The following is a 20,205-nucleotide window of genomic DNA, read 5'->3' as shown; positions in this document are numbered from 1 at the left end:
GTGAGTGGGTGGCTTCTTTTTTTTTCTTTTGGTGGGGGGAGGAAGCAAGACACGAGGGGGCGGAAACACAGCCACAGCCTCCCAACAAAAAAAAAAAAAACCCCCCCCCCCCCCCCCCCCCCCCCCCCCCCCCCCCCCCCCCGGGCCCTTACTGTGCGCGTCGCCCCCCGAGTGGCTAGTCCCGGGCCGCGCCCCAGCGCACCTGCGGCGCTCCCTCGAACTGCATGGCGTGCCGTGACAGGTGGTGCGCACGGCCGAGTACGAAGACGTCCGGTGCGTGTTGCAGCACGCCGCCCGACGGGTCGTCGTCGCCGTCCCTGCGTACGACGTCCCGCTCCGGCAGCAACACGTCGCGCACGACCACGGCACACAGGTACAGCGTCCCCAGCAGGTGCAGCGCTATGGCCAGCTGGTAGCCCTCCAGCGGCAGCCCCTGGTGCTTGTCACCGTTGCCCGTGTAGGCCAGATACAGCCAGATGCCGAGGAAGTACATGACCTCGCACGCCTGCCACACCAGGAAGTCGCGCCAGCGTGGCCGCGCCAGCGCGGCGAGCGGAATCAGCCACAGCACGTACTGCGGCGAGTAGACCTTGTTGGTGAGGATGAACAGCGCGACGACCAGGAAGGCGAGCTGCGCGAACCGCGGCCGGCGCGGCGCGTAGAAGGTGAGCAGTGCCAGGGCGCCGCAGCCTACGATCATCAGCAGCGTCGCATAGGTGTTGGCGTCCTCCAGCGGGTTGCCGGTGCGCTGGGAGATGAGCAGCCAGATCGAACCGAAGTCGATGGGCCGCTCCTGGCTGAAGGTGTAGAACTTCGCCCAGCCCTCACGGATGTGGAATCCGGACCCGTCGTGCGTGATCATCACCGGCACGTTGACCACCAGCCACGCGGCCACGGTGCCGGCGACGGCCTTGCCGTAGGCGCGCCACTGCCCGGCCCGCCAGCACAGCACGAGCAGCGGGCCGAGCAGCAGCACCGGGTACAGCTTCGCGGCGGTCGCGAGCCCGATGAACACGCCTGCCGCAAGGGCCCGGCTGCGCGACCACATCAGCATTGCGACGGCAGTCAGCGCGACGGCCAGGAGGTCCCAGTTGATGGTCGCGGTGAGCGCGAGGGCGGGGGCGAGGGCGACCAGGAGGCCGTCCCAGGGCCGTCGGCGGTGGGTGCGTGCCACGCATACCGCGAGGACCGCGGCGCAGGCCATCAGCATGCCGGCGTTGACCAGCCAGTAGATCTGCTCACGCTCCTGCATGGAGCCGCCGTGCGGGGTCAGCCAGGAGGCGACCTCCATGAACACGCCGGTGAGCACCGGGTATTCGAGGTACTCCATGTCGCCGGGCAGTTTGTCGAAGTAAGGGATCAGGCCGTCGGCGAAGCCGCGGCCCGCGTACAGGTGGGGGATGTCGGAGTAGCAGGCGTGGGTGTACTGGCTGGTGGCTCCGAAGAACCATCCGCTTTCGTAGCACGGCAGCTTCTGCACCATGCCGAGCGCGAACATCCCGATCATGACAAGCGCGATGACGCGTACCGGATTCCACCAGCCCGTGCCGAAGAGCGCGCGCCGCCCGGCAGGGCCGCCGATCAGCTCGCTGCCGGCCGCCGCCACCTCGTCCCGTCGCGTCGGCCGTACCGGCTCGTCCTGTCGCACGCTCGTCATGCGCCCATCCTGCCGTACGGCCCTGGGCCGAACGCGGAGAAGCCCCCGGCCCGTTTTCACGGGTCCGGGGGCTTCTCCGTCACGTTTCACGTGAAACAGTCGCCGGTCAATCGCGTCGGCCACCTGACGCGCCGCCGGCCGGGGCGCCGAAGATGCCGCCTTCGTCGCCTCCGGGCCCACCGGTGCTCGGGTCAGGCGTCGAGGTGGTGCCGCCGGAGTCTCCGCCGCCCGGACGTCCGCCGGTGTCCCCGCCGCCGGTCGCTCCGCCGTTGCTCTGGCAGTTGAGGTCCCAGTCCGCGCACGTGTTGGTCGGCTTGGGGCTGGCAGGGGGCGTGGTCGGTGCCGACTTGCTGGGGGTCGGCGTCGGGGAGCTGGGCGGAGGAGTGGTCGGAGTGGGCTTCGGGGACGGGCTCATGCCGTCTCCGTAGACCGTCTGGCCGATCGGCGCCGGGTCCGGGAAGTGTTCGAGCTTCTTGCCCTTCATGACCTGCGCCATGTAATCCGCCCAGATTCGGGCCGGGAACGAGGCACCGTGGATCTTCTCCTCGCCACCGACGCCATACATCTTCAGGAACTGCTGCTGCTTGGCCTGGTCGTCGACCCGCCACATGCCGATCGTGGTGGCCAGCTGCTTCGTGTAGCCGGCGAACCAGGCCGACTTGTTGTCGTCGGTGGTACCGGTCTTGCCGGCCGCCTCACGCCCGCCGGGCAGCTTCGCAGCCGTACCGGTGCCCTTCTCCACCACGGTCTTCAGCACGTCCGTCACGTTGTCCGCGACCGCGGCGCTGAAGCCCGTCTTGGGCTTCTTGGTGTGCTCGTACAGGGTCTGGCCGTCCTTCTCGACGGACTCGATCGAGTACGGGTCGTCCTGCTGGCCACTGGCGGCGAAGGTGGCGTACGCGCCGGCCAGCCGGATCGCGCTCGGCGCCGAGGTGCCCAGGGAGAAGGTCGGCGTGGTCTTCGCCATGCTCTGGTCGTCGCGGAGCCCGGCGGCGATGGCCGCTTCCTTCACCTTGTCACGGCCGACGTCCATGCCGAGCTGGATGTAGGGGGTGTTCACCGAGAACTGCATCGCGGTGCGCAGAGTGATCTTTCCGCGGTCCTCGTTGCCGTCGTTCGCCTGGTGCCACTCCTTGCCGTCCTTGTCGTGCCAGACGGACCCGTCGTAGTTCAGCAGCTTCAGCTTGTTGTCGCCGTTGTAGATGCTGTTCGGCGAGACGCGCGTGCGCCGTTCGGGGTTGTGCGGGTCCCGTACGCCGTCGCTCATCGCCGCCGCGAGCACGAACGGCTTGAAGGTCGAACCGACCTGGACACCGGTGTAGTCCGCGTTGTTCGTGTAGTGCTGGGTCGCGTCCTTGCCGCCGTAGATGGCGACGATCTTGCCGGTCCCCGGTTCGACCGAGGCGCCGCCGAACTGGACGTGCTTGTCCACGTCGCGCTTGTCCGGCTTGATGTGCTCCTTGGTGACCTTGTCCACGGACGCCGCGAGCTCGTTGACCTTCTTCTCGTCGAAGGTCGTGTGGATCTCGTAGCCGCCCTTCTTCAGCATGACGTCAGTGATCTTGGTGTTCGCCGTGATGTAGTTGTTCGCCAGGTCGACCAGGTAACCCTTCTGGCCGCGGAGGTCCATGGCCTTCTTGGGCTTCCTGGGCATCGGGAATTCCTTGATCTGGTCCCGCTCCGCCTTGGGCATCCGCCCGACCTCGACCTCACGGTCCAGCGTCCACTTCCAGCGGGCCTCGGCGCGTTTGAGGTTCGCGCCCTTGGCCTCCGTCGTGATGTACGGGTCGTAGAGGTTGGGGCCGTTGAGCAGCGAGGCCAGGAACGCCCCCTCGCTCGGCGTGAGCTTGTCGCAGTCCTTGCCGTAGTACGCGCGCGACGCCGCCTGGATCCCGTAGGCTCCCCGCCCGTAATAGGCGGTGTTGAGGTAACCGGCCAGGATCGTGGGCTTCTTCTCCTTGATGCCCACCTTGATGGAGATGAACAGCTCGGTCAGCTTGCGCTTGAGGGTCTGCGACTGGTCGAGGTAGGTGTTCTTGACGTACTGCTGGGTAATGGTGGAACCACTCTGGGTCTCACCGCCCTTGGCCATGTTGAAGACCGCACGGGCGATACCCATCGGGTCGACGCCCGAGTCCTTTTCGAACGACGCGTTCTCGGCGGAGATCACCGCGTTCTGCATGGACTTGGGGATCGAGGTGATCGGCACGATCTGGCGATTGAGCTCACCGCCGCCGGCGACGACCATCGGCTTGCCGTTGGACCAGTAGTAGACGTTCTTCTGCAGCTGGGAGGCCTTCTGCGGGTTCGGGATGTCCACATAGGCGAGCGCCAGGCCGGCCGCACCGACGATCAGCGCGAGGAAGCCGATACAGCTGCCGAGGACCTGCTTCCAGGACGGCATGAACCGGCGCCAGCCGATCTTGCCCGAGCGCGGGTAGTCGATGAACCGCTTCTTGCCGGGCCTGCCCGCTCCCCGGCCCCGCCCGCGACCGCCTTCATTGCCGCCACCGGTGCGGCGGCCACCGCCGCGGCCTCCGTGGCCACTGCCCGAGGCCATCGCCGCCGTGTCGGAAGTCCGTCGTCGGCCGCCGCGTTGTGCGGCGCGCCGGGCCTCGGCTCTGCCGCCGGCCGGCCGTTCCTGCCCGTACGCTCCGGCGTCGGGACCGGGGGCAGGGGTGGAGCCGCGGGTGGGCGCGGCACGGCGCCCCGATGATTGCTGTGCGGCTCGTCGGGCCGCAGCACGTCCGCCGCCCTGCGGCTGGGGCGGTTTGCGACGGTGCTCGCTCATGGAACGAATACTCCTCGGGCAGGCGCGCTATCTATCTCGTCGCCTGAAGGCGGCAGTTGGCTTCAGGTCCCCCCGACGTACGGCACCCATATGGCTCATGGGGTCGCACTACACCGAGGACGGGGACGTCATGTTCCGCCCCACGGTTCCCGGCAGTTTGCATGGCGCACAGACTACGCACGGCCAAAACCTGCCCACTGTTGAAATTCACTCCAAATCAGTCAGGTTGGGTAGAACGAAACGGTGATGTGATGGCGTTCACCGTCCCCCCTCTTGTTCCTCCGGTGGTCCCGATCTATCGTCTGGATGTATCGGATCGATACATCAGCTCGGCATAAAGAACGCACGGCACCAAGGAGGCGGGCATGAGCAGGCGGTCCGGCATCCTTGAGTTCGCCGTCCTCGGACTGCTCCGCGAGTCCCCTATGCACGGCTATGAGCTGCGCAAACGGCTCAACACCTCGCTGGGGGTCTTCCGTGCGTTCAGCTACGGCACGCTCTACCCCTGCCTGAAGGCGCTGGTCGCCAACGGCTGGCTGACCGAGGAGACGGGCGGTTCCGCGGAACCCGCGCCCACGTCCCTCACCGGCCGCCGGGCGAAGATCGTCTACCGCCTGACGGCGGAGGGGAAGAGCCACTTCGAGGAGCTGCTCGCCCACTCCGGCCCGGACGCGTGGGAGGACGAACACTTCGGCGTCCGCTTCGCCTTCTTCGGGCAGACCTCGCGCGACGTACGGATGCGGGTCCTGGAAGGCCGCCGCAGCCGGCTGGAGGAACGCCTCGAAAAGATGCGCACCTCCCTGGCACGTTCGCGCGAGCGGCTGGACGACTACACCCTCGAACTGCAGCGGCACGGAATGGAGTCCGTGGAACGCGAGGTCCGGTGGCTCAACGAGCTGATCGAGAGCGAGCGCGCGGGTCGCGATCAGCGCGCCGCGGACCCCGCGGAGCAGGGACGGAAGGACACGTCAGGAGATACGGGCGGCCTGCCCCGGCGTCGGGGTGCTTCCCGGCCGGACCCGTCCGATGACACCACCACATGAGGTCCCGCAGTCGCGGGGCCTTGTCGAGATCACAGGGAGCAACCGGAATGGGTTCGGTTCGCGTAGCCATCGTCGGCGTGGGCAACTGCGCCGCCTCGCTGGTACAAGGCGTCGAGTACTACAAGGACGCAGACCCGGACAGCCGCGTGCCCGGCCTGATGCACGTGCAGTTCGGCGACTACCACGTGCGGGACATCGAGTTCGTGGCCGCTTTCGACGTCGACGCCAAGAAGGTCGGCCTCGACCTGGCGGACGCCATCGGCGCCAGCGAGAACAACACCATCAAGATCTGCGACGTGCCGAACTCCGGTGTGACCGTCCAGCGCGGCCACACCCTCGACGGCCTGGGCAAGTACTACCGCCAGACCATCGAGGAGTCCGACGAGGCGCCGGTGGACATCGTCCAGGTCCTCAAGGACCAGCAGGTCGACGTCCTGGTGTGCTACCTGCCCGTCGGCTCCGAGGACGCCGCGAAGTTCTACGCCCAGTGCGCCATCGACGCCAAGGTCGCCTTCGTCAACGCCCTCCCGGTCTTCATCGCCGGCACCAAGGAGTGGGCGGACAAGTTCACCGAAGCAGGCGTGCCGATCGTCGGTGACGACATCAAGTCCCAGGTCGGCGCCACGATCACGCACCGCGTGATGGCCAAGCTCTTCGAGGACCGGGGCGTCGTCCTGGACCGCACGATGCAGCTGAACGTCGGCGGCAACATGGACTTCAAGAACATGCTCGAACGGGAGCGCCTGGAGTCCAAGAAGATCTCCAAGACCCAGGCCGTCACCTCGCAGATCCGCGACCGCGAGCTGGGCGAGGACAACGTCCACATCGGCCCGTCGGACTACGTCGCCTGGCTGGACGACCGCAAGTGGGCCTACGTGCGCCTGGAGGGCCGCGCCTTCGGTGACGTCCCGCTGAACCTGGAGTACAAGCTGGAGGTCTGGGACTCCCCGAACTCCGCGGGTGTCATCATCGACGCCCTGCGCGCCGCGAAGATCGCCAAGGACCGCGGCATCGGTGGCCCGGTGCTCTCCGCTTCCTCGTACTTCATGAAGTCGCCGCCGGTGCAGTACTTCGACGACGAGGCGCACGCGAACGTCGAGAAGTTCATCAAGGGTGAGGTCGAGCGCTAAGCACCGCGCCCTTCCCCCGTGATCACAGGCCCCCGGAAATTCCGTCCGGGGGCCTGTGAGCTGTGTGAGGCTGGGTCTCATGCCCGTTGCGCGTGACCTCCGCGTACTGCTCCGACTACGCGACTTCCGCTCCCTGCTGGCCGTACGGCTGCTCTCCCAGGCCGCCGACGGTGTCTACCAGGTCGCGCTCGCCACGTACGTCGTCTTCTCACCCGAGAAACAGGCATCTCCCGCGGCCATCGCCTCCGCCATGGCGGTGCTGCTGCTCCCGTACTCGCTGCTCGGCCCCTTCGCGGGCGTTCTCCTCGACCGCTGGCGCCGTCGGCAGGTGCTGCTGTACGGCAACCTGCTGCGCACCGCGCTCGCCATCGGCACTGCGGCCCTGGTCACCGCACAGGTCCCGGACTGGCTCTTCTACGCGTCCGCCCTCTGCGTCATGGCCGTCAACCGCTTCGTGCTGGCCGGGCTCTCGGCCGCCCTGCCCCGCGTGGTCGACGGCACGGAGCAGCTGGTGATGGCCAACTCCCTCTCCCCGACCGCCGGCACTCTCGCGACCACCGCGGGCGGTGGCCTCGCCTTCGCCGCCCGGCTTGCGGGGGTCGAGTCGAACTCGGTCGTCGTGGTGCTGGCAGCCACCCTTTATCTCTGCGCTGCCGGTGTGTCTCTGCGGATGGGCCCCGGGCTGCTCGGGCCCGACACCTCGCAGCTCCAGTCGCGCTTGGGTGCCGCCTTGTCGAGTACCACCCGTGGCCTGGTGGAGGGCCTGCGCCACCTTGCGGAGCGCCGGACCGCCACGGCGGCGCTGACAGCGATGACCGCGTTGCGCTTCTGCTACGGAGCGCTGACCGTCATGGTGCTGATGCTGTGCCGGTATGCCTGGTCCGACAGTGAATCGGACGGGCTGGCGCTCCTCGGCATCGCCGTCGGCGTGTCAGGAGCCGGCTTCTTCGCCGCCGCGGTGATCACGCCGCCGGTCGTGGCCCGCTTCGGTCCGCTGGTCTGGATGGCGTGCTGTGCGGGGCTGTCAGCCGTGCTGGCTCCTGCCCTGGGGCTGTCCTTCGTGTACGGCCCGATGCTGTTGGCCGCCTTCGTGCTCGGCCTCAGCACTCAGGCCGCCAAGATCTCCACGGACACGGTGGTGCAATCCTCCGTGGACGACGCCTTCCGCGGCCGTGTCTTCGCCGTCTACGACATGCTCTTCAACGTCGCCTACGTCGGCGCCGCGGCCGTGGCAGCGCTGATGTTGCCGCCGGACGGCAGGTCGAGCGTGCTCGTCATCGGCGTGGCACTGCTTCACGCGGCGACCGCCATGTCGCTGGTGCGCTTCCTGCGGAGCTAGGTCACAGGCCTCTGGCTCCCCGTCGGCCACCGGGTCACCTCGCGGCCCGATACGTTACGTGCTTCGCACACACATGACGCATCGTTCATCAGGGGGATCTTCGTGACCATGCCGCCGCCTCCGGGCCAGAATCCGTACGGGCAGAATCCCTACGGCCAGAATCCGTACCCGCAGGCGCCGAGCGCACCGTACGGGCAACCGCCACAGGGGCCGAATCCCTATGGACCGCCCCCGCAGGCTCCCCAGGCGCCGTACGGCCAGCCTCAAGGCGGCTACGCGTATCCGCCGCAGGCGCCGCAACAGCAAGGTGCCCCCTGGCCGCAGGCAGCGCCCCCGCAGCAGCCTTACGGCATGCCGCCCCGGGGCCCGTCGCCTCAGCCGCCCAATCCTCAGCGGCCGGACACCGCGGGCCGGAAGGTCACCCGCGTCATCATGACCTTCGTCGTGCTCGCCCTGGCGCTCGGTGGCCTTGCGGCCTTCAACGCCATCTTCAGCTCGGACGCCAAGAAGGCCGCCGTCGGTGACTGTATGAAGAACAACGGCACGACCATCCGGCCGGACCTGGAGAAGGTGGACTGCGCCGCCTCCGATGCCGCCTACAAGGTCGCCGAGGTGCATGACGACACCACCGACGAGAAGCTCTGCGACCTGACGAAGTACAACGCCTATTCGGAGGCCACCGGACGTAGGCACCGCAGCAAGGTCGTGCTCTGCCTGGAGGACATCAAGAAGTAGGCGCTGCGGCTGGTTTCACGTGAAACACGAATCGGCTCAGGGTCCCGTGTTTCACGTGGAACCGCAGGCTCAGGTCTGCGTGGCCCACCACTCCTGGAGGGCCGCGACGGCCTGGTCCCGCTCCATCGGGCCGTTCTCCAGCCGCAGTTCGAGCAGGTGCTTGTAGGCCTTGCCGACCGCCGGGCCGGGGGCGACGCCGAGGACCTGCATGATGTCGTTGCCGTCCAGGTCCGGCCGGATCGAGTCCAGCTCCTCCTGTTCCTGGAGCCGCGCGATCCGCTCCTCCAGCCCGTCATAGGCACGGGAGAGCGCGTTCGCCTTGCGCTTGTTGCGGGTGGTGCAGTCCGAACGCGTCAGCTTGTGCAGACGCTCCAGCTGCGGGCCGGCGTCCCGCACGTACCGGCGGACCGCGGAGTCGGTCCACTCGCCCGTCCCGTAGCCGTGGAAGCGCAGGTGCAGCTCCACCAGCCGTGAGACGTCCTTGATCATGTCGTTGGAGTACTTCAGCGCGGTCATCCGCTTCTTGGTCATCTTCGCGCCCACGACCTCGTGGTGATGGAAGGAGACCCGGCCGTCGCTCTCGAAGCGCCGCGTCTTCGGCTTGCCGATGTCGTGCAGCAGCGCCGCCAGCCGCAGCACCAGGTCGGGGCCGTCCTCTTCGAGGTCGATGGCCTGCTCCAGCACGGTCAGCGAGTGTTCGTAGACGTCCTTATGACGGTGATGTTCGTCACTTTCCAGCCGCAGGGCCGGCAGCTCCGGCAGCACCCGGTCGGCGATCCCCGTGTCGACCAGCAGCTTGAGTCCCTTGCGCGGGTGCGCGCCCAACAGCAGCTTGTTCAGTTCGTCCCGCACCCGCTCGGCGGAGACGATGTCGATGCGCTCGGCCATGGCCTTCATGGCGGAGACGACGTCCTCGGCCACCTCGAAGTCCAGCTGGGCCGCGAACCGGGCAGCCCGCATCATCCGCAGCGGGTCGTCGGAGAACGACTCCTCCGGCGTCCCCGGCGTCCGCAGGACGCGCTCCGCCAGGTCCTCCAGACCGTTGTGCGGGTCGACGAACTCCTTCTCCGGCAGCGCCACCGCCATGGCGTTCACCGTGAAGTCCCGGCGCACCAGGTCCTGCTCGATGGAGTCGCCGTAGGACACCTCGGGCTTGCGCGAGGTCCGGTCGTAGGCCTCGGAGCGGTACGTGGTGACCTCGATGTCGAACGAGTCCTTCTTGCAGCCGACCGTGCCGAAGGCGATACCGACCTCCCACAGCGCGTCCGCCCACGGCCGCACGATCCGCAGCACGTCCTCGGGGCGGGCGTCGGTGGTGAAGTCCAGGTCGTTGCCGAGCCGGCCGAGCAGCGCGTCCCGCACCGAACCGCCGACCAGGGCAAGCGTGAACCCGGCCTCCTGGAAACGGCGGGCCAGATCGTCCGCGACGGGGGACACCCGCAGCAGTTCGCTGACGGCACGGCGCTGCGCCTGGCTCAGGGCGTTCGTCGGCTGCGAGGTCCGCTCGGACTGCGGGGCGAGGAAGTCATTGTTGGCGTTCGGCACAACAGAACAGGGTACGTGTCCGCGTCCGGCGAAGCCTCCTCTCGCCCGCCCAGCCGGGCATCCCCACGGAAAGAGGACAAGGCCCTCCCGCGCCGGACCAACGAGCGATCTTGTGGAGCAGTCCCCAGCACTTCAGCACAGCGGGCCTCGTTACCATGCGTGGACGCACATTCCGACGACCACTGACGACGACGAGGGACGGGCGAACGCGTGGCCGAGGCGGCAGGGTTCCAGGGGAGTGAACGGCCGCGCGGTCGGTGGTTGCGCCGGGCCGCGGCACTGATCGCCGGAGTGCCGTTGCTGGCGGCCATGCTGCAGTTCCCGGCCGCCCCCGAAGCCCATGCCGCCGGCCCACGCACCGTCGACGTCTCCATCGACGCGCTCACCCCCACCGTGCCGAAGAAGGACGACACCCTCACCGTCTCCGGCACGCTCACCAACCGCAGCGACTCCGCGATCACCGACGCGCACGTGGGCCTGCGGAAGGGCCAGGCCCTCACCAGCCGCAGCGCCATCGACACGGCCGCCAAGCGCACCGGCTTCTCTCCCTCCGCGGACGGCGAGGAGATCGAGAACCGCACACAGAAGATCGACAAGCTGGCTCCGGGCGTCAGCCGCACCTTCACCCTCCACGTGCCGGTCAAGGACCTCGACCTGGGTGACGACGGCGTCTACCAGCTCGGTGTCTCCCTTTCCGGCCGGGCCGGAGATTCCTCGTACGACCAGGTGCTCGGCGTACAGCGGACGTTCCTGCCCTGGCAGACCTCCGACGTGGCGAAGAAGACGCAGCTCACGTACCTGTGGCCGCTGATCTCCTCGACGCACCTCACCGCGGAGACCGACGCGGACGCGGAGCAGACCCCCGTCTTCCGCAACGACAACCTGGCCGCCGAGATCGCCCCCGGCGGGCGTCTCCAGCAGCTCGTGGCGCTCGGCAAGGACCTCCCCGTCACCTTCGTCATCGACCCCGACGTGCTCGCCTCCGTCGACGCGATGACCAAGACCTACAAGGTCGAAGGGCCGAACGGCCCCACGGCGGGCAAGAACCAGGCGGTCGCCAAGCAGTGGCTGAGCCAGGTGGAGGAGGCCGTCAAGACCCACGAGGTCGTCGCCCTCCCCTTCGGCGACCCCGACCTGGCCTCTCTCGCCCACCGTGGCAAGGAGGTCCCCAGCGCCCTCGGTCACCTCGGACCCGCCACGACGCTGGCGGCCACGACCGTGGAGACGATCCTGGGCGTCAAGCCCCGTACCGACTTCGCCTGGCCCGTCGAGGGCGCGATCGACTCCTCGATCGTGGATGTGGCCACCTCCGGCGGCGCCCACAACATCATCGCCCGCAGCGACAGCCTCCAGGAGAACGACCTCTCCTACAGCCCGACGGCGGTCCGCCCCATCGGCAGCGGAAACACCGCGATCGTCTCGGACGCGCGGCTGTCCACCGCCTTCGAGGGCGACCTGTCCAAGGCCGAGAACTCCACCCTCGCCATCCAGGAGTTCCTCGCCCAGAGCCTGATGGTCAACGGCCAGGAGCCCGAGCGGCAGCGCAACATCGTCATCGCCCCGCAGCGCACGCCCTCGGTCAGCCAGGCCCAGGCGATGGCCGCCGGCGTGAAGAACCTGGTGCCGGGACGCTGGGCCGAACCGCTGAACCTGGCGGGTGCCGCCAAGGCCGCGCCCGACCCGAACGCCAACCGTGACGTGCCCAGGAACTCCGCGTACCCCTCCTCACTGCGCGAGCAGGAACTGCCGACCGCGGCCTTCGAGGAGATTCAGGAGACCCAGAGCACGCTGGACGACTTCGAGCCCGTCCTGTCCCAGCCCGGCCGGGTGGTGACGCCGTTCGGCAGCGCCATCATGCGGGAGATGTCGACCGAGTGGCGGGGTGACGAGGCGGGTGCCGCGGCCTTCCGCAGCTCCGTACGCACCTACCTCGACGGCCTGACGAAGAACGTGCAGCTGATCCAGAAGTCGGACGCGACGCTCTCCGGACGCAGCGCGACCATTCCGGTGACGGTGCAGAACAACCTGGTCCAGGGCGTGAAGGGCCTGACGCTGGAACTCTCGTCCTCGCAGCCCAACCGCCTCGACACGGGCGAGCCGCAGGAGATCACGGTCGACGGCGGTCACAGCCAGTCGTTCAAGTTCGACACGACGGCGAACGCCAACGGCCCGGTGCAGGTGACGGCGCAGCTCTACACCTCCGAGGGCAAGCCGTACGGCCGGCCGATGACCTTCCAGGTCAACGTCACCGAGATCACCTCGACGATCATGCTGGTGATCGCGGGCGGTGTGCTGCTGCTCGTCCTGGCCGGTGTGCGCATCTACCTCCAGCGCAAGCGTGCCGGCCGGCACGACGGGGAGGGCACCGACGGTGGCGAGGGCGCCGACGGTGGCGAGGGCGCCGACGGGGCCGGCGACGGCAGCGGTGACGGGAACGGCGGTACGAACGGTGACGAGCCGGGGCAGCCGGGTGACCCGGAGCCGGACACCGGTTCGGGAAGCACGGACCCGTCCGGCTCAGGTGAGAAAGTGGACCGTTGATAGTTGGCGGGGCCGGATGGCCGGCGACGGATGAGGTGGGGCAGCGATGAATGCGCCGTACGACGGTGACCGCGGCAGGGGTGCGCACGGCACCCCCGCGGGTCAGGGACCGCCGACACCTCAGGGGCAGCCGCCCCATGATCCATATGTGCAGGACGCGTACGCCAACGACCCGTACCGGTCGCAGGACCCCACGACCCAGGACCCGGTGAACGACGTCTTCTACGACCGGTCGGCCCACCCCCCGCCGCCTCCCGGCCAGGCCCCGAACCCGCTCTATCAGCAGCCGCCCACCCCGCAGCACACTCCGGACCCCCAGGTCTGGGCCCCGCCGCCGCCTCCCGAGCCCCAGGGCCCGACCCGGCACCTGCCGTACGGTGACGACGCCGCGACGACGCAGTTCGTGGGGGTGGACGACCTCATCACGCAGGCCGCCGACGAGCGCCCGGAGCAGGACGCCTTCGCGCACCTGTACCGCGACCAGCAGCAGCCATACGAGCCGCAGCGGCCCTACGAGTCACAGAAGCCGCACGAGGCGCAGCGCCCGTACGGAGCGCAACAGTCGTACGAGCCGCAGCGCCCGTACGCGTCGCAGCAGCCGATGACGCCGCAGCCGGACCCTGTTCCGCAGGCCGCTGCCGTACCGGAGCAGCCGCCGGCGCCCGCGCCGGAGCCCGCCGCGCCCGCCAAGCGCTCCGGCGGGCGCGCGTCGAGTCTGCTGAAGTCCAGCGCCGTCATGGCCGCGGGCACGCTGGTCTCCCGGATCCTGGGCTTCGTACGCAACCTCGTCATCGCCGCGGCGATCGGCGTCGGCACCCTCAACGACTCGTACCAGGTCGCCAACACCCTGCCGACGATGATCTACATCCTCGTCGGCGGCGGCGCCCTGAACGCCGTCTTCATCCCGCAGCTGGTGCGGGCCATGAAGGACGACGAGGACGGCGGCGAGGCGTACGCCAACAGACTCCTGACCCTGGTCACCGTGCTGATGGCCGGCGTCACCACGGTCTGTGTGCTGGCGGCTCCGGTCTTCATCAGCATGATGTCGCCGAAGATCGCCTCGGATCCCGAGCAGATGGACGTCGCGGTCGCCTTTGCCCGCTACTGCCTGCCGACCATGTTCTTCATGGGCGTGCACGTCGTGCTGGGACAGATCCTGAACGCCCGCGGCCGGTTCGGCGCGATGATGTGGACCCCGGTCCTCAACAACGTCATCGTGATCGCCACGTTCGGCGCGTTCATCTGGGTCTTCGGCAGCTTCTCGCAGAGCGGCGTGAGCGCCGGCAACGTCTCCGCCGACGCGATCCGGCTGCTGGGCATCGGCACGCTGCTCGGGCTGACCGTGCAGGCGCTCGCCATGGTCCCCTACCTCCGGGACGCCGGTTTCCGCATCCGCCCGCGCTTCGACTGGCGCGGCCACGGGCTGGGGAAGGCGGCGCGGCTGGCCAAGTGGACCTTCTTCTTCGTGCTCGCCAACCAGCTCGGCCTGATCGTGGTGACCCAGATCGCCACCTGGGCCGGCTCGGTCGCCGAGGGCGAGGGCCACTCCGGTACCGGTATCACCGCATACAACTACGCGCTGCAGCTCTGGCAGATGCCGCAGGCCATCATCACCGTCTCGGTCATGACCGCCGTCCTGCCCCGCATCTCCCGGGCCGCGCACGACGGGGACGTCACCGCCGTACGGGACGACATCTCCTACGGTCTGCGGACCTCGGCCGTGGCCATCGTGCCGTGCGCCTTCGTGTTCCTGGCGCTCGGTGTTCCCATGGCGACACTGATGTTCTCCAGCGCGGGCGCCGGTGCCACCAACATCGGTTACGTGATCATGGCGTTCGGTCTCGGCCTGATCCCGTACTCCGCGCAGTACGTCATCCTGCGCGGTTTCTACGCCTACGAGGACACCCGCACGCCGTTCTACAACACGGTGATCGTCGCCGCCGTCAACGCGGCGGGCTCCGGGCTGTGTTTCCTCCTCCTGCCGGCCCGCTGGGTGGTGGTCGGCCTCGCGGCCTCCTATGGACTGGCCTACGCCGTCGGCGTCGGCGTGGCCTGGCGGCGGCTGCGCACACGGCTGGGCGGCGACCTGGACGGACCGCACGTCATTCGTACGTACGCCCGTCTCGCCGGTGCCTGTGTACCCGCCGCCCTGGTCGGCGGCGCGGCCGCATACGGAATCACCCTCGCGCTCGGCAGCGGCGTCACCGGTTCGCTGGCCGCCTTGGTCGGTGGCGGTGTCACACTGATCGCCGTCTTCTTCCTCGCCGCGAAGCGGATGCGGGTCGAGGAGATGAACGCCATGGTCGGCATGGTGCGCGCCAAGCTCGGGCGCTGAGCGGGCACAACCATCGGCCGCAACCGTGTGTCGTGCATAGTGGCGGTCTGTGGGCACAATTGTCTTGGCTCGTAGAGCCTGCAACGGATGGGGAGGCAGGAACGACGGTGGCGGAACGGAGCACGGCTGCCGTCGACGTGGCCGACACGAGCGGTGAGAAACCGCTGACCGCCCAGGCGGGACAGGCCACGAACGACGGTGCGGAGGCCGAGAGCGTAACCGGCACGGACCAGGACACCGCACGCACCGGCGATCAGCCTGCCGCGGTGGCCGACACCAAGCCGCCCGAACTGCACAGCGGCCACAAGCTCGCCAGACGCTACCGCCTGGAGGAGTGCGTCACCCGTCTGGACGGATTCAGCAGCTGGCGTGCGGTCGACGAGAAACTGCGCCGTGCCGTCGGCGTACACATCCTGCCCGCGGACCACCCGCGAGCCCGCCCCGTGCTGTCTGCTTCGCGCTCCGCCGCGCTGCTCGGTGACCCCCGCTTCGTGCAGGTCCTCGACGCCGTGGAGGAGAACGACCTCGTCTACGTCGTGCACGAGTGGCTGCCGGACGCCACGGAACTGACCGCCGTCCTCGCGAACGGCCCGCTCGAACCGCACGACGCCTACCAGCTCGTCAGCCAGGTCTCCCAGGCCATGGCCGCCGCCCACCGGGAAGGCTTGTCCCATCTCAGGCTCAACCCGAGTTCGGTGCTGCGGACCGAGTCCGGGCAGTACCGCATCCGCGGCCTGGCCGTGATGGCCGCACTGCGCGGCATCACCAGCGAGCACCCCCAGCGCACGGACACCGAGGCGATCGGCGCGCTCCTGTACGCCGCCCTCACCCAGCGCTGGCCGTACGAGAGCGACGCGTACGGCCTGTCGGGGCTGCCCAAGGACATCGGCATGATCCCGCCGGACCAGGTACGGGCCGGAGTGCACCGCGGCCTGTCCGAGCTCGCCATGCGCGCGCTGGTCAACGACGGTGCCACCGCCTCCCGCCAGGAGCCGGCCTGCACCACCCCGGAGGAACTGGCGAAGGCCGTCACGGCCATACCGCGCATCCGCCCCCCGGAGACGTCCTTCACCTCCCCGCCGCCCTACCAGCGCACCGGCTTCCAGCAGGGCTCGTACGGCCAGCCCCCGTCGCGAAACGGCGGCGCGACAGCACGGACCGCGCCCGTACCCACCCCGCCGCCACCGTTGCAGAGCCGCACCGGCCGGGCCCTGAAGTGGTGCGTGTCCGGCCTGCTCATCGCCGCCCTGGGTCTCGGCAGCTGGCAACTGGCGGACACCCTCCTGCAGGGCGAAGGCCCGGACAGCCAGGAGAACACCCAACCCGAGAGCGGTAAGCAGAAGAAGCCCGCCCCGAAGCCGATCAAGATCGACAGTGCTACGGAGTTCTCTCCCCGGACCAGCGCGCCCGTCGGCGGGCGCTGGAGCCCGGCGTCGAACGCCGTGGACGGGAACCCGGGCACTGCCTGGGTGACCGGGCTGTTCAAGGGCTGGGCGAACTTCGGCAACCTCCCGTACCGCGCGGACGGCAGCGGCCTGGTCGTCGACCTCGGCAGCGTCAAGGACGTCTCCGAGGTGCAGGCCAGCATGTACCGCGCGGGTCAGACGGCCGAGGTGCTGGCCGCCGATCCCGCCGCGTCGAACCCGACCACGCTCAGCGCGTTCCCGCAGCGCCTCTCGAAGCTGGAGAAGTCCGGCTCCTCGCTGTCCGTGAAGCTGGACAAGCCCGTCAAGACGCGGTACGTCCTGATCCACATCACCGAGCTGCCCAGCGACGACTCGGAAGACGGTTACCGAGGCGGCATTTCGGAGATCAAGGTCAACGGCTGACCCCTTCGAGCGCCTTTCGCGGGGCGCTCGAAGGGCTTGAGCCGCACTCTGCTCCCACGTGTTTCGGCCGAATCGCGAGGCCTGTTCAACGCTTCGTGCCGCGAGTGAGCGTACGGAACGAGCGCGCACTCTGCCCACGCGTACCCACTGCGCGAACGAGGCGAGGGGCTGCCTTCACCGCCGGAAAAGGCCCGTGAAAAACCGTGTCTCCGGTCGGCCGGTCAACCGGAGACACGGAACATCGGAACCCACCCGCCCTTCAGTTCCGCTTGGCGCAATGCACCGCGTTATTGCCGAAATACCCACGGGCCCGCACCGAGAGCCGCGTAAAAACGCCCGTCTTACAGCGCGGAAGCAGTGGTGTCCTCAGCCCCGGAACAGCGGGCGCCGCTCGCGATGCCGGTGCCTGACCTCGCGCCTGATCAACGTTTACTTTCGCAGCCCGGCGGGCTTCAATGGAGCCACCTATCCGCTACCCGCCGCGAGCAGGGGGACATGTGGAGCCTGAGACAGGCGGCTCTGACGTGGTGAGCGATGCCGACCTCCTCGCGCGCCATGTGGCCGGCGACCCCGACGCCTTCGGTGAGATAGTGCGGCGCCACCGGGACCGGCTGTGGGCGGTGGCGCTTCGTACGCTCGGAGATCGGGAAGAAGCGGCGGATGCCGTGCAGGATGCGCTTGTCTCGGCTTACCGGGCCGCTCATACGTTTCGTGGTCAGTCGGCCGTCACGACCTGGTTGCACCGCATCACGGTCAACGCCTGTCTGGACCGGGCCCGCAAAGCGGCCTCCCGCCGGACATCGCCGGTTGCCGAGACGGAGCGGCTGGAGCAGTTGCTGGAGCCGCACGAGTCGGCTGCCGTGCCGGCGGAGCGACAGGATCTGCACCGAGAGCTGCTCCGTGTGCTGCGCACGCTGCCCGAGGAACAACGTGCGGCACTGGTCCTCGTTGACATGCAGGGATATCCGGTGGCCGAGGCCGCGGCGATCCTCGGTGTCCCCACGGGGACGGTGAAGAGCCGCTGTGCGCGAGGGCGGGCCCGGCTTCTTCCGATGCTCACCCATCTGCGCCCGGGTGAAGGGGATAGCAGACCCGTCAGCGGGGGAAGGAACCGGGCGCAGGGGACATCCGTCCCAGAGGCGGCAGGGCCGAAGGACACAGATGCCGTGAAGGGCGGAGGTGGGCGCTCGTGACTTCGACGACCGACACGGACGAGCACCCGGAGGTGTCGGAGATCTCCGCACTCACGGACGGTCTGCTCTCGCCGTCCCGCAGCGCTGATCTACGGGATCACCTGGCGTGCTGTGAGCTGTGCGAGGACGTCCACGCCTCTCTGGAGGAGATTCGGGGCCTGCTGGGCACGCTCCCTGGCCCCACTCGCATGCCGACCGATGTGGCGGAGCGTATCGACGCGGCGTTGGCGGCCGAGGCTCTGCTCGACTCCACGGCGCCGGAGCAGGAACCGGTTGTTTCACGTGAAACGTCAGCGAGCGAGGTGGTTTCGGTTTCACGTGAAACCGAAGAGGTGCCCTCCAGCGTCGCTCCTGTGCCTGTCACCCGGCCCGCAGGGCACCCCCGGGCGGCTTCCGGCCCGGGGCGCCGGGCGGTCGGTGGACGGGCCCGGAGCCGGCGCTGGCCGAGGGCACTGCTCGGTGCCGCGGCCGCCGCTGCGGTCATCGGGGTCGGGGGAATCGTCTTCCAGAACGCGTCCACCGGCAGCGGCCAGGCTGGTGCACACAAGCACCACACCGAGGAAGCGACGAAGAGCGCGGGAGCCGCGTCCGCGCTGACGTCCGCCACACTGGAGTCGCGGGTCCACGACCTGCTCGCCTCGTCGCACACCAAGAAGAAGCCGGATGTCGGCACGCAGAGCTCCCCCGACACCCCGCTGCGCGGCGCGACGGACACCGTTCCGTCCTGCGTGCAACGCGGCACCGGGCGGCCCGAGACCCCCCTGGCCGCCACACACAGCACGTACGAGGGCCAGGACGCGTACCTCGTGATCCTGCCGCACCCGACCGACACCGACCGCGTCTCGGCCTACGTCATCTCGGCCTCCTGCGTCTCCGCTTCACCGCCCGCCCCGGGCAAGGTGCTGCTGACCCACTCGTACCGGCGAGACTGAACCGGCGGTAAGGGCGCCGGGGCACCGCGGGAATGCTTGCCCCTTAGGATCCGTTGGGTGGGGTGAGAGTTCACCGAGAGCCCCAGCAAGCAGTCGGCAGAGACAAGGAAGACACCCGTGAGCGACGTCCGTAACGTGATCATCATCGGCTCCGGGCCCGCGGGCTACACCGCCGCGCTCTACACCGCCCGTGCCTCCCTGAAGCCGCTGGTTTTCGAGGGCGCCGTCACCGCCGGTGGCGCGCTGATGAACACCACCGAGGTGGAGAACTTCCCCGGGTTCCGCGACGGCATCATGGGCCCCGACCTGATGGACAACATGCGCGCCCAGGCCGAGCGCTTCGGCGCCGAACTGGTTCCGGACGACGTGGTCTCGGTCGACCTGACCGGAGAGATCAAGACCGTCACCGACACCGCCGGCACCGTCCACCGCGCCAAGGCCGTGATCGTCACCACCGGCTCCCAGCACCGCAAGCTGGGTCTGCCCCGTGAGGACGAGCTCTCCGGCCGCGGTGTCTCGTGGTGCGCCACCTGCGACGGATTCTTCTTCAAGGACCAGGACATCGCCGTGGTCGGCGGCGGCGACACCGCGATGGAGGAGGCCACCTTCCTCTCCCGCTTCGCCAAGTCGGTCACGATCATCCACCGCCGCGACACGCTGCGCGCGAGCAAGGCGATGCAGGAGCGGGCCTTCGCCGACCCGAAGATCAACTTCGTCTGGGACAGCGAGGTCGCCGAGATCCACGGCGAGAACAAGCTCTCCGGGCTGACGCTGCGCAACCTCAAGACCGGCGAGACCTCGGAGCTCCCGGTGACCGGCCTGTTCATCGCGATCGGCCACGACCCGCGGACCGAGCTGTTCAAGGGCCAGCTGGAGCTGGACGACGAGGGCTACCTCCAGGTGGAGGCCCCCAGCACCCGTACGAACCTCACGGGTGTCTTCGCCGCCGGCGACGTCGTCGATCACACCTACCGCCAGGCGATCACGGCGGCCGGCACCGGCTGCTCCGCAGCCCTGGACGCCGAGCGGCACCTCGCCGCGCTCTCGGACAGCGAGGACGTCCCCGAGCCGGAGAAGACCGCCTCCGCCTGACTCCGCCCAGACGCCCCCGACGCCAACCCCACCCAGTAAGGAG

13 protein-coding genes are annotated in these 20,205 nt (G+C 69.0%); 10 read left to right on the top strand and 3 right to left on the bottom strand.

Going from position 1 to position 20,205, the window contains the following annotated elements; translation table 11 throughout:
• Positions 1 to 175: 175 nt before the first annotated feature.
• Both ACZ4Z1_RS16675 and ACZ4Z1_RS16670 read right to left on the bottom strand, forming a co-directional pair.
• Positions 176 to 1,657, bottom strand: coding sequence for a glycosyltransferase family 87 protein (locus tag ACZ4Z1_RS16675; RefSeq protein ID WP_468487320.1), 1,482 nt, complete (start codon positions 1,655 to 1,657; stop codon positions 176 to 178).
• Between the two features lie 106 nt (positions 1,658 to 1,763).
• Positions 1,764 to 4,448 carry a transglycosylase domain-containing protein gene (locus ACZ4Z1_RS16670; RefSeq protein WP_468487319.1) on the bottom strand — a complete coding sequence of 895 codons (2,685 nt, stop codon included), beginning with the start codon at positions 4,446 to 4,448 and terminating at the stop codon, positions 1,764 to 1,766.
• A gap of 365 nt (positions 4,449 to 4,813) precedes the next feature.
• Between ACZ4Z1_RS16670 and ACZ4Z1_RS16665 the strand changes: the two genes are divergently transcribed.
• The 4 genes from ACZ4Z1_RS16665 to ACZ4Z1_RS16650 all read left to right on the top strand — a co-directional run bounded on the left by ACZ4Z1_RS16665 (position 4,814) and on the right by ACZ4Z1_RS16650 (position 8,695).
• A complete protein-coding gene (locus ACZ4Z1_RS16665) occupies positions 4,814 to 5,491 on the top strand; it encodes a PadR family transcriptional regulator (RefSeq protein WP_468487318.1) in 678 nt (225 codons plus the stop codon).
• A gap of 47 nt (positions 5,492 to 5,538) precedes the next feature.
• Positions 5,539 to 6,621: an inositol-3-phosphate synthase gene (locus tag ACZ4Z1_RS16660; protein WP_468487317.1), complete on the top strand. Its 1,083-nt coding sequence runs from the start codon at positions 5,539 to 5,541 to the stop codon at positions 6,619 to 6,621.
• Between the two features lie 79 nt (positions 6,622 to 6,700).
• Positions 6,701 to 7,960: an MFS transporter gene (locus tag ACZ4Z1_RS16655; protein ID WP_468487316.1), complete on the top strand. Its 1,260-nt coding sequence runs from the start codon at positions 6,701 to 6,703 to the stop codon at positions 7,958 to 7,960.
• Positions 7,961 to 8,392: 432 nt separating this feature from the next.
• Positions 8,393 to 8,695 carry an LppU/SCO3897 family protein gene (locus tag ACZ4Z1_RS16650; RefSeq protein ID WP_468487315.1) on the top strand — a complete coding sequence of 101 codons (303 nt, stop codon included), beginning with the start codon at positions 8,393 to 8,395 and terminating at the stop codon, positions 8,693 to 8,695.
• Between the two features lie 69 nt (positions 8,696 to 8,764).
• On the opposite strand, the gene ACZ4Z1_RS16645 is transcribed toward ACZ4Z1_RS16650, so the two are convergent.
• Entirely contained in the window at positions 8,765 to 10,240 is a 1,476-nt protein-coding gene (locus tag ACZ4Z1_RS16645) for a CCA tRNA nucleotidyltransferase (RefSeq protein WP_468487314.1), read from the bottom strand.
• Positions 10,241 to 10,450: 210 nt separating this feature from the next.
• Here ACZ4Z1_RS16645 and ACZ4Z1_RS16640 point away from each other — a divergent pair, with 210 nt between their 5' ends.
• The 6 genes from ACZ4Z1_RS16640 to trxB all read left to right on the top strand — a co-directional run bounded on the left by ACZ4Z1_RS16640 (position 10,451) and on the right by trxB (position 20,162).
• Positions 10,451 to 12,781, top strand: a complete 2,331-nt coding sequence (locus tag ACZ4Z1_RS16640; protein WP_468487313.1) for a DUF6049 family protein — start codon at positions 10,451 to 10,453, stop codon at positions 12,779 to 12,781.
• Positions 12,782 to 12,827: 46 nt separating this feature from the next.
• Positions 12,828 to 15,116, top strand: a complete 2,289-nt coding sequence (murJ, locus tag ACZ4Z1_RS16635) for a murein biosynthesis integral membrane protein MurJ (RefSeq protein WP_468487312.1) — start codon at positions 12,828 to 12,830, stop codon at positions 15,114 to 15,116.
• 107 nt (positions 15,117 to 15,223) lie between these two features.
• Positions 15,224 to 16,945, top strand: a complete 1,722-nt coding sequence (locus ACZ4Z1_RS16630; RefSeq protein ID WP_468487311.1) for a protein kinase family protein — start codon at positions 15,224 to 15,226, stop codon at positions 16,943 to 16,945.
• 455 nt (positions 16,946 to 17,400) lie between these two features.
• Complete coding sequence (sigM, locus tag ACZ4Z1_RS16625; protein WP_468487310.1) at positions 17,401 to 18,138, top strand: RNA polymerase sigma factor SigM; 738 nt, start codon at positions 17,401 to 17,403, stop codon at positions 18,136 to 18,138.
• Positions 18,135 to 19,070 carry an anti-sigma factor family protein gene (locus ACZ4Z1_RS16620; protein WP_468487309.1) on the top strand — a complete coding sequence of 312 codons (936 nt, stop codon included), beginning with the start codon at positions 18,135 to 18,137 and terminating at the stop codon, positions 19,068 to 19,070. The genes sigM and ACZ4Z1_RS16620 overlap by 4 nt, the downstream gene beginning before the upstream one ends.
• Positions 19,071 to 19,187: 117 nt before the next feature.
• Positions 19,188 to 20,162 (top strand): thioredoxin-disulfide reductase, encoded by a 975-nt coding sequence (gene trxB / locus ACZ4Z1_RS16615; RefSeq protein WP_468487308.1) that lies wholly within the window; start codon positions 19,188 to 19,190, stop codon positions 20,160 to 20,162.
• The last annotated feature ends 43 nt before the right edge of the window (positions 20,163 to 20,205 follow it).

The organism is Streptomyces sp. NPDC030165, from assembly GCF_055573595.1.
The sequence above is the reverse complement of the archived record's forward strand: the minus strand, read 5'-3'. Positions and strand labels throughout refer to the sequence as shown.